This window comes from Nostoc sp. DedVER02 (assembly GCF_034530675.2).
GTDB lineage: Bacteria > Cyanobacteriota > Cyanobacteriia > Cyanobacteriales > Nostocaceae > Nostoc.
In genome coordinates this window covers 66318-78627 of record NZ_JAVRCP020000026.1, presented here as the reverse complement: position 1 = coordinate 78627, position 12310 = coordinate 66318, and the positions used below count along the sequence as shown (strand labels likewise).

At 41.0% G+C, this 12310-nt stretch carries 11 protein-coding genes; 7 read left to right on the top strand and 4 right to left on the bottom strand.

What is annotated here, in order from left to right:
- Nucleotides 1–138 precede the first annotated feature (138 nt).
- The 4 genes from RMZ41_RS22820 (at nucleotide 139) to RMZ41_RS22805 (ending at nucleotide 4406) form a co-directional block, all read left to right on the top strand.
- Nucleotides 139–1218, top strand: coding sequence for a fatty acid desaturase (locus RMZ41_RS22820; RefSeq protein ID WP_322643896.1), 1080 nt, complete (start codon nucleotides 139–141; stop codon nucleotides 1216–1218).
- A 611-nt stretch (nucleotides 1219–1829) separates the two neighbouring features.
- Entirely contained in the window at nucleotides 1830–2525 is a 696-nt protein-coding gene (locus tag RMZ41_RS22815; protein WP_322643897.1) for an NYN domain-containing protein, read from the top strand.
- A gap of 76 nt (nucleotides 2526–2601) precedes the next feature.
- Nucleotides 2602–3312 carry a response regulator transcription factor gene (locus RMZ41_RS22810; protein WP_322643898.1) on the top strand — a complete coding sequence of 237 codons (711 nt, stop codon included), beginning with the start codon at nucleotides 2602–2604 and terminating at the stop codon, nucleotides 3310–3312.
- 5 nt (nucleotides 3313–3317) lie between these two features.
- Nucleotides 3318–4406 carry a HAMP domain-containing sensor histidine kinase gene (locus RMZ41_RS22805; RefSeq protein ID WP_322643899.1) on the top strand — a complete coding sequence of 363 codons (1089 nt, stop codon included), beginning with the start codon at nucleotides 3318–3320 and terminating at the stop codon, nucleotides 4404–4406.
- 945 nt (nucleotides 4407–5351) lie between these two features.
- Here the strand turns inward: RMZ41_RS22805 and cobM are convergent.
- Together cobM and lgt are read right to left on the bottom strand one after the other, a co-directional pair.
- Nucleotides 5352–6143: a precorrin-4 C(11)-methyltransferase gene (cobM, locus tag RMZ41_RS22800; RefSeq protein ID WP_409875805.1), complete on the bottom strand. Its 792-nt coding sequence runs from the start codon at nucleotides 6141–6143 to the stop codon at nucleotides 5352–5354.
- Nucleotides 6144–6365: 222 nt separating this feature from the next.
- Entirely contained in the window at nucleotides 6366–7241 is an 876-nt protein-coding gene (gene lgt, locus RMZ41_RS22795; RefSeq protein ID WP_322643901.1) for a prolipoprotein diacylglyceryl transferase, read from the bottom strand.
- Nucleotides 7242–7508: 267 nt separating this feature from the next.
- Between lgt and coaD the strand changes: the two genes are divergently transcribed.
- The 3 genes from coaD (at nucleotide 7509) to RMZ41_RS22780 (ending at nucleotide 9109) form a co-directional block, all read left to right on the top strand.
- On the top strand, nucleotides 7509–8060 hold the full coding sequence (gene coaD / locus RMZ41_RS22790) for a pantetheine-phosphate adenylyltransferase (protein WP_322643902.1): 552 nt from the start codon (nucleotides 7509–7511) through the stop codon (nucleotides 8058–8060).
- Nucleotides 7970–8638, top strand: a complete 669-nt coding sequence (locus RMZ41_RS22785; RefSeq protein WP_322643903.1) for a DivIVA domain-containing protein — start codon at nucleotides 7970–7972, stop codon at nucleotides 8636–8638. Before coaD ends, RMZ41_RS22785 begins: the two co-directional genes overlap by 91 nt.
- Before the next feature lie 144 nt (nucleotides 8639–8782).
- Nucleotides 8783–9109 (top strand): Ycf66 family protein, encoded by a 327-nt coding sequence (locus tag RMZ41_RS22780; RefSeq protein ID WP_322643904.1) that lies wholly within the window; start codon nucleotides 8783–8785, stop codon nucleotides 9107–9109.
- 94 nt (nucleotides 9110–9203) lie between these two features.
- On the opposite strand, the gene RMZ41_RS22775 is transcribed toward RMZ41_RS22780, so the two are convergent.
- The gene (locus tag RMZ41_RS22775) at nucleotides 9204–10550 is read right to left on the bottom strand and encodes a TldD/PmbA family protein (protein ID WP_322643905.1); all 1347 of its coding nucleotides are present in this window, start codon (nucleotides 10548–10550) and stop codon (nucleotides 9204–9206) included.
- Nucleotides 10551–10846: 296 nt separating this feature from the next.
- Nucleotides 10847–12286: a TldD/PmbA family protein gene (locus tag RMZ41_RS22770; RefSeq protein ID WP_322643906.1), complete on the bottom strand. Its 1440-nt coding sequence runs from the start codon at nucleotides 12284–12286 to the stop codon at nucleotides 10847–10849.
- Nucleotides 12287–12310 lie beyond the last annotated feature (24 nt).

Genomic DNA, 12310 nt, shown 5'->3' with positions numbered 1-12310 from the left:
TTACTGAATAAGATTTTAGATAAATTGCCAGAAATTATCCTCTTGTGTGTTAGCGATCGCTAGTCTCATGGGCATCCTAGAGGTGAGATTATCTTGTCTCAAATAAAGTTCCGATTTATATCCAATCAAAAGAATCCAGTGCCATCAAATATCATCACATTCAACGATTCTGCTAGCAGCGAAAAGTCTGAAAATACGACTAAATTACCTTTCACACTTGGGGATTTAAAAGCTGCAATTCCTGCTGAATGCTTTCAACCAAATGTGACAAAATCACTTTTTTACTTTTTTCGTGACATCTTGATTATCAGTCTGCTTTATGCAGTTGCTTCTTACCTGGATTCTTGGCTTTTCTTTCCGATTTTCTGGCTAATGCAAGGAACAATGTTTTGGGCGTTGTTTGTAGTCGGACATGACTGCGGACACCAATCTTTTTCTAAGCATAAATGGCTGAATGATTTGATTGGACATCTTTCTCACACACCAATACTTGTTCCTTATCATGGTTGGCGGATTAGTCACAGAACTCATCACAAAAATACTGGCAATATCGATAACGATGAAAGCTGGTATCCTGTTACCGAATCACAGTATAAGGAGATGCCTTTAGCCCAAAAGATAGGCAGATATTACGTTTTTCTCTTAGCTTATCCTGTGTATCTGTTTAAGCGTTCTCCTAATAAGGAAGGCTCCCACTTTTTGCCCGGTAGTTCGCTTTTCAAACCATCAGAAAAATGGGATGTTCTCACTAGTACTGTTCTTTTGATTGGGATGATAGGGTTGCTGGGTTTCCTCACCTACCAATGGGGTTGGATGTGGTTGCTGAAATACTACGCTGTGCCCTATCTTGTGTTCATCGTTTGGCTAGATTTGGTAACATTCTTGCACCACACTGAGCCAGAGCTTCCCTGGTATCGTGGAGATGATTGGACTTTCCTCAAAGGCGCAATTTCTAGCATTGACCGTGATTATGGTTTGGTTAATCATATCCATCACGATATCGGTACTCATGTCGCTCACCATATATTCCTTAACATCCCTCACTACAATTTGCTGAAAGCAACTGAAGCAATCAAACCAGTGATGGGTGAGTATTTCCACAAATCGGAAGAACCAATTTGGAAGTCATTATGGAATTCATGTATCAGTTGTCATTTTGTACCTGATACTGGTAGTAAGGTTTACTACACATCCAATAACAAGTTGGTTAAAGACTAAGGCTCAGATTCCCGACTTATTTAAATAAGTCGGGAATCTTGTATTTTCGTCAGTGTTTTCTGACTATTGACCATTTAGCATTCCTTCATTCAGATAAACTTTTATCAGAATCCAGTTAAAAAAACATTTCATCGTCAGGTAGCACAGCTGTGCTATTCTACAAACTTGCAAATAATTTGGGATGATTTATTTTTTGCAAGTCTCTTATTAGTATTTGTAATACTCTCAGGACTTGAGCATCTTAAACCTGGGGAAAATATAAATTTCCTGGCTGAAAGTTATGAAAATACAGAGTTAAAATAAAAATAGATAGATTACATTCGCGGATTTTTGCCTTTACTCTTACAGTAAGATTTATTTTCTCCAAACTCTTGCTGTATCGGTGGGTAAAGACTAACATATCTGTGGACAGAAGCAATATATCGTCAAACAAACTCTAATATAAAGTGACAAACCCTTGATCTGCCTACTTTAAATCCTGTTTAGTGCCAGTTAACTTTATTTGCATGTAGTGATTAAAGACCATTACCTGCTAGGGTTATAAATTAGCACAGACTATACTATAGACAATTTACCCAAAACTTTTTCCATCTTTAAAATCAGAGGTATCAATGATTATAACTAATTTTAGCAAACATAGAAATGAATTTAAAGAACCTAAAGTACTCAAGGCTAAACCACATTGGCAAGGGCAAAATTTGAGTGATACTACGGTCAAAGGGAAAGATCCCAAAATACAAGATACTACATCAGATAGTTCAATTGTTAATAACTTGAATCGTGGTCGAGTTGCTATTTTTATTGATGGTTTAAACCTATTTCATACAGCTTTACAACTTGGTATAGAAATTGACTATGTTAAATTACTTTGCCATTTAACTAATGGTTCAAGACTGTTGCGTGCTTTCTTCTATACTGGGGTTGATATCAGCAATGAGAAGCAGCAGGGTTTTTTATTGTGGATGCGTCGTAATGGTTATCGTGTGGTAGCTAAAGATATCACGCAACCAACAGAAAATTTCAAAAAATCAAATCTGAACGTAGAAATTGCTGTAGATATGCTAACTTTAGCTCCTTATTATGATACTGCGGTCTTAGTTAGTGGGGATGGCGATCTAGCTTATGCTGTGAATGCTGTCAGCAGAATGGGGGTTCGAGTAGAAGTAGTGAGTCTACAAACTAGTACTAGTGAAAGCTTGATTGATGTCGCTGACTGCTTCATTGACCTCGATAGTATTAAAACACACATTCAAAAAGATTCTAATCTTGGCTATAGTTATCGCACGCCATCAAATTCAAACCTTTAATTAATAGTGAAAGTTTGCTTAATTTTAACAAGGGGCAAAATCCCCTTGTTAACTCCAAGTTTTGTATTGAATTGAAATGGATATTTTAATAGTTGAAGATGAACTAGAAATTGCTCATTTAATCCAATTATCTTTAGAAAAAGAAGGATTTTTTTGCCGCACTAGCCGCGATGGGATGAATGCTTTACGGATGTTTCAGGAGCAACCACCCGATTTAATCATTCTAGATTTAATGATTCCTGGTTTGGATGGATTGGAAGTTTGCGCCAGAATTCGCCAGAAACCAGGTGCAAAAGATCCTTACATTTTGATGCTTACAGCTAAGGGCGAAGAAATCGATCGCGTGATTGGTCTATCTACTGGTGCTGATGATTATATGGTTAAACCCTTTAGCCCTAGAGAGTTGGTGGCTAGGGTACGGGCACTATTGCGGCGTAGCCTCCGCCAAGGGGGACAACATCAAGTCAATCGCACTCAACATTTTATCGTCGATGTAGATCAGCGCACTGCTAGCCGGCAGATGGATTCTCAGGAACCTGAAATTTTAGACTTAACTACCCTAGAATTTAACTTGCTAACCACCTTTGTCAGCAACCCTGGTCGAGTTTGGAACCGTACTCAACTAATTGATAAACTTTGGGGAGATAACTTTTTCGGCGATGAACGAGTGGTTGATACTCATGTAGCTCGGTTACGAAAAAAGATTGAGCCTGATTCAGCAACTCCCACTTTTATTAAAACTGTTGTTGGGGTGGGCTATAAATTTGAAGACCCTCCGGTAGCGTAAATATTATGAAAATGGGGCTGAGAACGCGCCTATTTTTCTCTCACTTAGTAGTGATGATCGTGGGGGTAGCTAGTCTAGTGAGTATCAGCAAAATCTCTTCCCCCCGTTTATTTGTACTGCATTTGGAACGATTAGAAAATCAAGGGTTCGACTTAATTGATGTTCGGACTGAATTGGTTGCAGGATTTGAGCTTGCTTGGCAACGAAGTACTCTCTGGTCAGTTTTAGTCGGCACTACCGCCGCTGGAGGATTGAGTTACTGGGTTTCCAGACGGATTATGCAGAGGTTGACGGAGATGGAACAAATCACCCAAAAATTTGCTGCTGGTCAGATGGATGCACGATTACCTATGTCTGATATTCCAGAACTGAATGGACTGGGTGCTAGTTTCAACCGGATGGCAGCCAGTTTAGAAGGGGTGGAAGCGCGGCGGCGAGAGGTAATTGGAGATATGACTCATGAATTACGGACACCGTTAACAGTTGTGCGTGGTTACTTGGAAGAACTTGCTGATGGAGAAATTGAAGCGTCTCCTGAAATTTATCGGCGTTTAGCTAAAGAAACCAGGCGCTTAGAGCGGCTGGTAAACGATTTACAAGAACTATCTAAGGCAGAAGCTGGTTATTTGCCAATTAATATACAACGGGTAAATCTGCGTCCGTTGTTAGAGTCATTAGTAGAGAAATTCACCGATCAATTGTTGGAAGATGGGCCAGTTTTGCTCTTACAATGCCCATCTGTGCTACCTCTTGTATTGGCAGATATTGACCGTACAGAACAGATTTTGGTTAATCTGCTTGGTAATGCGGTGCGTTACACTAACGAAGGTTCAATTACCATTCGTGTTGGAACTGAAGCATCTCTTCTCTCGATCGCGGTGATAGATACAGGTATAGGTATCGCTCCAGAAAATTTGCCGCATCTGTTTGAGCGTTTCTGGCGAGCCGACCAATCGCGCGATCGCCATTCGGGAGGTACGGGTATCGGTTTAACTATTTCCCGTCGTTTGATTGAATTACAAGGCGGTCAGATTCAGGTAGAAAGTGAGTTGGGAGTTGGCAGTACGTTTCGGTTTTTTCTGCCTTTGGCTTAAGGGAGCAGGGGGCAGGGGGTTGAAATTTAGATATTGCTGCCTCTTTTTTCAAAACCATTGATATACAAGGCATTGACACAAGGCAGTCACGTCCGTGTCATACCCAATTGCTAATTTGAAAGTATCCAAAATTCACTCTGCTTGGTGTTAGTGATATTTTGCGCCGGAAGATCCCCCCAACCCCCCTTAAAAAGAGGGGGGTTTTATTCCCTCCTTAAAAAGAAGGGTAGAGAGGATCGAGGGTTAACTGAAGCAGGTCGATCCAAAATCTTGTTTTTTGATGGATGCCAAGATTTTGGAATTGTATGGGATATAAAGCTTATTTGGCGTTTGGGTAGAATGACGTATGTCTACTTTTATTTTGGCTACTTTTTTGGTTAGTTTACTCAGTGCTTCGGGGTATGCTGCGATCGCTTATCTGTTTCCTCAAAATCGTTCCCAAGATTGACCAAATCTATTTTCAGTTTACTATTGCGATCGCAAAGCTATTGTGTCCTTTGCTGCCCACGGTCTGGATTGCCGTAGCACTGACCCGTGGCTTAGAGGTAAGCAGTTCGTTGAAGCGGCGTACCCCTTGAACACTTTGATCGCTACTGGTGGCATCAATTACCGCAATGTTGGTTGTGGCTGGTAAGACTACGATTGTCTAGAGCAACAGTAGTTTTCAGTCCATTTTGATTGAGAACAGCTGTGATCGCCTGCACCATATCACCTAATACGGTTCAGTTAAGGCTTAACGCTGTGTCAAAGTAAATGTTTTTAACGTTCGCGTAGCGTGCCGGAGGCATACCGCTAAGGACGCAAAGTACGCAAAGGAAGAGAAGGAAGAAATAGTAACGAATTAGAAATTATTCACACTGTTAACTTTACCGAATCGCAGAGGAGATGAGGGGAATAAGTTAGACAAAGGGCAGTTTTCCCAATTCCCAATTCCCAATTCCCAATTCAGTTATGAGATGAGCGAAACAGGTGACTATGTTCGGGATGATATAAACGCGATCGCCCTTTTGCTGTCGAGAGTGCTGGACTGATTATATAAAGCGTAGTCCGAATTAGTTTTTCTTTCTGAGTACATTCCACCATTTCATTCAATGGAACAACTCTGATTTTTTCATCGGGCCATCCAATGCGGAAGCAAATTGCAATGGGGGTTTCGGCTGGATAATGTTGGAGTAGTTTAGCTTGGGCATTTTCGACATGACGCGCACTGAGATATAAGCAGAGGCTGGCCTGATGCGCTGCAAGAGTAGCTAATTCTTCGTTGGCGGGGACTTCTGTACGTCCACTGATGCGGGTCAAAATGATAGTTTGGACTAAGCCGGGTACAGTTAGTTCTACTTTGAGTTTGGCAGCAGCGGCTTGAAAAGCGCTGATACCTGGGATGACTTCAAAAGGAATATTTGCCTCAGTGAGGAGGTGCATTTGCTCGTGGATGGCGCTGTAGAGACTAGGATCGCCAGAATGGAGACGGACTAGAGATTTTTGTTGCGATCGCACCCGATCGATCATAATCGGCAAAATCTCTTCTAAAGTCTGATTCGCAGTCCTAATTATCTCCGCATCTTCTCGGCAAAGTTCTAAAATCTGTTCGGGTATTAAAGAATCAGCAAATAAAATCACATCAGCAGCAGCCAGTAGTTTCTGTGCCTTCACCGTCAATAAGTCAGGATCTCCAGGGCCTGCTCCGACAATATACACAGATGGTTCTATGGTATATAGTGTTTTTTTATAGCTCAGGTTTTCTGTATATTCACTTTTAAAAGAACCCACAACAATCCCTCAAAAAAGTTTTTTGATATTTTCTCAGTATCTTTCCGGATTCACTCTCTTTCCCTAGTAGAGAGTAATGGTAGATGCACCCTGGTTAAGCCCTAGAAAATATTCTGGGGCATTTTTTATTTTTGGGAATTGGGAATTGAGCATTGGGCATTAGTTATTATTCTTTCTTCCCCTGCTCCCTCATCCCCTCATCTCTCCATTACCCTTGGGAGTAGGAACTACATCAGGTAAAGGGCGTTTGAGTAAGTAAAGCCAAGCTAATCCAACTAATCCTAATAAAATTCCGAGAGTACTGACTACTTGTGCCATCCGTAAAGGCCCCAGCATCAAGCTATCAGTGCGGAAACCTTCAATCCACAAGCGTCCTAAGCTGTAGGCTGGCCAGTAAACTAAAAATAGCGTGCCTACCTTCAAACGTGGCTTACCGGATAAAGACCGGAAAAATAACGTTATTAGTAGCGCAAACACCATTAAATTCCACAGAGATTCGTACAAGAAGGTGGGATGGAAGTAATCGAAACTAGCATATTGTAGAGGACGATGATCTGGCGGAATATAGAGCTTCCAAGGTAAATTGGTAGGATCGCCAAAAGCTTCAGAATTAAAGAAATTGCCCCAACGTCCGATCGCTTGTCCTAAAATCAGCGAAGGCGCTACTAAATCCGCTAGCTGCCAGAAAGAAACCTGCTTGATTTTGGCAAAGATTAACGCAGCTATCACGCCACCAATAATTGCTCCGTGAATGGCAATACCTCCTTCCCAGATAGCAAAGATTTTTCCTGGAGTTGGGGCATATTTTGACCACTCAAAAAAAACGTAATATAGCCGTGCGCCAGGAATTGCCCCAATCAACAACCAAAAGAACAAATCCCCTAGCAGTTCAGGATTAACGTTACGGCGCTTTGCCAATTCCTGAGAAAGGATTACGCCAATTAACACTGCCGTGGCAATCAATAAGCCATACCATCGAATACTTAGTGGCCCTAATTTCACCAGAATGGGCCCTGGAGAAGTAAATTGAAACGCCAAGAACAAGGCGGAAAAATCCAGTGCCATAAGAAATTACCTAGAAAAGTTCGTTAACTACCCGCGCACTTTGCCAAGTACGGAGTTTCTTATATCTCGAATACTGGAACTATACATGATTAAAATCCAGCATCCATATTTAGGAGTCTAATTCCTAACGCCTAGTTGAGCATAACTTGTGTCACAAAAACAATTGAATTTAGCATTCTTGCTCAGAGCGCAAGATGGTAGATTTGAGTAAGTTACACAAAATAGTTTCGATATAATCACCTAAACAACTTTGATATATCTAAAATTGTGATTGCTATTTATCCTGGTAGCTTCGACCCCATCACCTTGGGACACCTTGACCTCATCCAGCGCGGTTGTCGGCTGTTTGAGCGGGTAATTGTCGCGGTACTGCGGAACCCGAACAAAACGCCACTTTTTAGCGTACAGCAACGGGTAGATCAGATCCGTCTTTCTACACAACATCTACCTAATGTAGAAGTAGACAGCTTTGATGGTCTTACCGTAAACTATGCCCAAATGCGACATGCACAAGTTTTGCTTCGGGGTTTACGGGCTGTGTCAGATTTTGAAGTGGAACTGCAAATGGCTCACACCAATAAAACTCTTTCTACCCAAATAGAAACAGTTTTTCTAGCAACTTCAAATGAGTATAGTTTTTTAAGTAGTAGTGTGGTAAGAGAGATTGCAAGGTTTGGTGGCTCTATCGATCATCTCGTTCCCCCACACATTGCCCTAGATATATACCAATGCTACAATCACAAATCTCCAATGTTGAACCCAATGTCAACGGAAGCAATCCCCCCCCTGAAGAATATGTCAGTGGAGAGGGAAGCGTAGATATTCAGCAGGAACTCAACCGTCTAGAAGAAATAGTTCTCTCTAGTCTCAGGATTCCTCTGACGGGACGCACTCTCATAGATGAAGAAAAGCTGCTGGAACAGCTTGATTACATCCGGCTGGCTTTACCATCACTTTTTCAAGAAGCAGCAGCCATCCTTGAGCAAAAGGATGAAATTCTGCTAGAAGCGGAAGAGTATGGACAACAGGTTGTTGAGGCCGCGCAAGCAAAAAGAGCGCAAATTTTGGCTGAAAGCGATATTATTCAACAGGCAGAACAAGAAGCTGAACAACTACGCCGACAAGTGCAACAAGAGTGTGAGGGAATAATGCAAGAAACCCTCGCGGAGATTGAGCGCAAGCGGTATGCTTGTCAGCAAGAGTTAGAGCTTATGAGGCAAACTGCGATCGCTCAGGCTCAAGACATTGAAGATGGTGCTGATGCTTATGCTGATGGCATTTTGGGCAATATCGAGCAGGATCTCAAAGATATGTTGCGAATTGTTACCAACGGACGGCAACAATTGCAAATTGATAACCTCACACAGCGCAATTCACCTCCTAGCAAAAAACGATAGAGGCTCTAATAAGAGATGATGAAAAATTATAAGTTGGGTTTCGCTATTGCTTAACCCAACTATTTTTATTAAGAAATATTTTTGGGGAATCTACGAGTAATAGATTTAAATTTGTGGATTGTAATTAAGCAGGATCTCTAATAAATGATTACTTTCGCTCAAGTTAATTTTGGATTAAATCTAGCTGGCTTAATTGGAATTATTTATTTTCTTTTGGCAGTTATTTACTTTATTTTAACAATAGCTTGGCTAGCCCAACGTGGAACTAGGCTTACAGGTTGGGCTTTAGCACTTTATATTATTCAAGTAATATTTACACCAATTATCATGTTAATGTGTGGAGTAATCTTGTTTTTTCAAGGTTGGCGTTTAGATCCAATTCTTCAGTTTGAGCAGTTTTTATCGTTGCTATTAATTATTTATTTTACTATTAAAGATATTGTAATTAATGCAGTTTACAGAAATAGGTGATTTTAGTTTTGTGTGAGCAAGCAAATCCCCGACTTCTTTGAAAAGTAGAGGATCTACATATTGCAAATTCATCAAAAACGCAATTAATATCTGATTACAAGGTGTAGGTAAAATCTTCCACCAACATACCGGGAACTAAACTACCTCCAAGTTGGCGGCTCTCATAAGTGCCTACTTCGGGAATGAATTCTTGAAAATCGGTCAAATCTACTAAATTTTCTCCCCAAAAGCGATAGAGACTTTCATCAAAACGTAAGTTTTCAATGGGAGCAATAATTTCTCCGTTTTCTACCCAAAAACAAGCATAACGGGTCATACCTGTGATTCTACCAGTGTGGCGATCGCTCCAATTCAAGTAATGCAAATTTGATAGATATAATCCTGTATCCAATCTCGGAAGAATCTGTTCAAATATCAAATTTCCCGGACTGATTTCTGGCGCTCGTAAAGTCTCTGAGCCATTAGCACCATTGGCAATTTTTTGATATTCCTTAGCAGTGCGAGAATTAACCAGACTGTTTACCAAACGTCCTTTCTCTATTACAAATAACTCCGGTGCTGCTATTTCTCCTAATTCATTAAATCGCGGCACTAACCCTTGTTGAAAGTTTTCTTTCAAACTAAATCTTGGGGAAAGTTGTTTTTCTTGACGTGATAAAGCAGCTAAAGCACTATTTCCTTGTTGGATATCAGCTTCGCTTACTGCTCCCCAAGAAAGCATCAGTAATAAATCTGCAACAGCAGCAGGTGCAAAATATGTTTTGTATTGTCCCCGTGACAATTCTTTAGGTGGGCGAGCAAGCAATTCGAGTTGCTTTTTGCCTTCGGTAATTTTGGCTATATAAGCAGATTTATCCCAATCACTCCCTGCAAATGTGCCCTTAACTGCTTGTCCAGAGTTGGAAAATAGAGAATAATCTAAGGTAAAAGAATCAGTAGCAAACCAGTGTTTTTGACCACTGGAATCACCATAAGCTTTAATTACTATTCCTCCAGCATATATACCAGTAAAATCTAATTCGGCAACTAGTTCTAGTACATTTGGTACTACTGCTTCCTCTGCCAATAAATTACCAGAATGTACTTCTCGGCTAGTATTAGTTCCTGATGGTAAAACTAGATATGGATCGATTGGTAATAGAATTAATTCATCGCGTAGTTCCTGCAAAGCAGAATATGCTAATTGCCAATCTACATTCCAGTTTCCAGTGAAGGGAAACTGCCGAATGCTGCTGCGTTGATCTGCCATTAGAGTCAGTTCGACCCAACCATCAGCGACACAACCAGTTTGTCGCACTTTCGCATGATTGAAACGAGTAAATTGACTTCTTTCACTGCTGAGTTTCACAGTGAATTGTTCATTTTCTGCTTTTTTAATCAGCAGAGTTTCAACCAGTCGATTAAAGCTGACTTCTAATGCAGATAATTCCTCAATTTTCATGGATATTAAATATTAATAGAGAATAACGACAGAAAAAGTCAGTAGTTAGTACTTGTTAATTAAAAGTTAAATATTTTAAATTTAAAACATTCAACTACTAGCTACTCAATTTGCGCTTTTTCAACACAGGTAGTAATTACTAATCCATAATTATTAGAAAAATTATATTCCCCGCTCCAAGTAGACACATTTTGTTTTTAAGCTAAATCTCTATGCAAAACGCGCAATTACGAATTACGTTAGCGTAGCGGTAGCGAGTCCGCGAGCGTCATTACAAATTACAAATTACGAATTATTTAACTTCCTCCTCCAAAAACTTCGACATTAGCAAATACACAAACAGGTGAACCGTGGCCTACCCAAATGGCCTGATTTGGTTCTCCTTTTCCACAATAAGGAGTACCATACATTTGCCAGTTTTCAGCATTTCCTACTTGGATTAAGCTATGCCAAAATTCTGGTGTTGTAGCGCGGTAGTTGGGATTACGGAGGGTTTTGGTGAGTTTACCATTTTCAATTAATTTAGCGTACTCGCAACCAAACTGAAATTTGTAGCGGCGATCGTCAATTGACCAAGATCGATTAGATTCCATGTAAACGCCGTGTTCTATGCCGCTAATAATGTCTTCAAAGCTAGCGTTTAGAGGCTCTAAATTCAAGTTACCCATGCGATCGATCGCTGGCCGATTCCATGAGGAAGCACGGGCACAAGCTACTCCTGGTACACCTGCTCTTGCTTGACTCTCTAGACTGCCCAAACCCCGTTGGAGTACACCTTCTTTTACCAAATACTCTCGCGTTGCTACAGCACCAGTGTCATCAAAGCCATAGCTAGCGAATTCACCAGTCACGCTGGGATCAAAGGTGATGTTCATTAATGGCGAACCATATACCAGGTTGCCAAAATCACTTTTATTAACGAAGCTGCCTCCAGCATAGTTACGCTCATCTCCCAAAATTCGGTCGATTTCTAGAGGATGCCCGACACTTTCGTGGATTTGCAGCATCATTTGATCTGGGGCTAAAACTAAATTGGTACGGGTGGTTGGGCATTCTTGTGCTGTCAAAAGTTCTACAGCTTGTTCGCCAATTTGCCGCACCCGAAACCATAAGTTTTCTTGTTTTAAAAGTTCTAGTCCGCCTTGGTAACAGTTTGCTTGCGAACCATTGTTGCTGCGTTGCTGTACAGTTGTCCCATCTTGGGCGGTAACTCCGTAATGAGTGCCTAGAGATAGAGTTTTTTGATAGACTTCTGAGCCGTTGCTGCTAACAAACCAAGATTCCCTATCAATAGTGCTAATACTGGCTATGGTTTGCACAATTTTGTCGTTAACTTTCAGCGTTTGGCAAATCCGAACTAGTAAATCGTTAATTTCTCCCGGACTCAAAGCATCGAATGGTTCAAGGAATGGAGATTTATATTCACCAACGACTTTAGGGCGCTCACTTTCATGGAAGGGATGTATCCACCATTCACTGGCTGCTAGTGCTTGTTTGTAAGCTGTTTCGGCAGCAACTTGTAGGGAAGACAGTTCTAGAGAGTTAGTTGCTGCATAACCCAGACAGCCGTTGACTAAAACTTCTAGCATAGCTCCGACAGTGAAGGATTTGCCGTTTAGTTGGGGTAAGCCATCACGGACTGAACGAGTAGTAGAAGTCTCCTTTACGGCTCTGATACCGATCCAATCAGCAGGAATGTCGAAACTAGCGATCGCTTTTTTTAGTTCAGACCACATAATTTAAGTGAATGGGGAATTGGG

Excerpts from the sequence above, each read along its gene's own strand:
- RMZ41_RS22775 (WP_322643905.1), bottom strand. The coding sequence starts at position 10,550 with ATGAAAATTGAGGAATTATCTGCATTAGAAGTCAGCTTTAATCGACTG.
- RMZ41_RS22780 (WP_322643904.1), top strand. The coding sequence starts at position 8,783 with ATGATTACTTTCGCTCAAGTTAATTTTGGATTAAATCTAGCTGGCTTA.
- RMZ41_RS22810 (WP_322643898.1), top strand. The coding sequence starts at position 2,602 with ATGGATATTTTAATAGTTGAAGATGAACTAGAAATTGCTCATTTAATC.
- RMZ41_RS22770 (WP_322643906.1), bottom strand. The coding sequence starts at position 12,286 with ATGTGGTCTGAACTAAAAAAAGCGATCGCTAGTTTCGACATTCCTGCT.
- lgt (WP_322643901.1), bottom strand. The coding sequence starts at position 7,241 with ATGGCACTGGATTTTTCCGCCTTGTTCTTGGCGTTTCAATTTACTTCT.
- RMZ41_RS22815 (WP_322643897.1), top strand. The coding sequence starts at position 1,830 with ATGATTATAACTAATTTTAGCAAACATAGAAATGAATTTAAAGAACCT.
- RMZ41_RS22785 (WP_322643903.1), top strand. The coding sequence starts at position 7,970 with ATGCTACAATCACAAATCTCCAATGTTGAACCCAATGTCAACGGAAGC.
- RMZ41_RS22805 (WP_322643899.1), top strand. The coding sequence starts at position 3,318 with ATGAAAATGGGGCTGAGAACGCGCCTATTTTTCTCTCACTTAGTAGTG.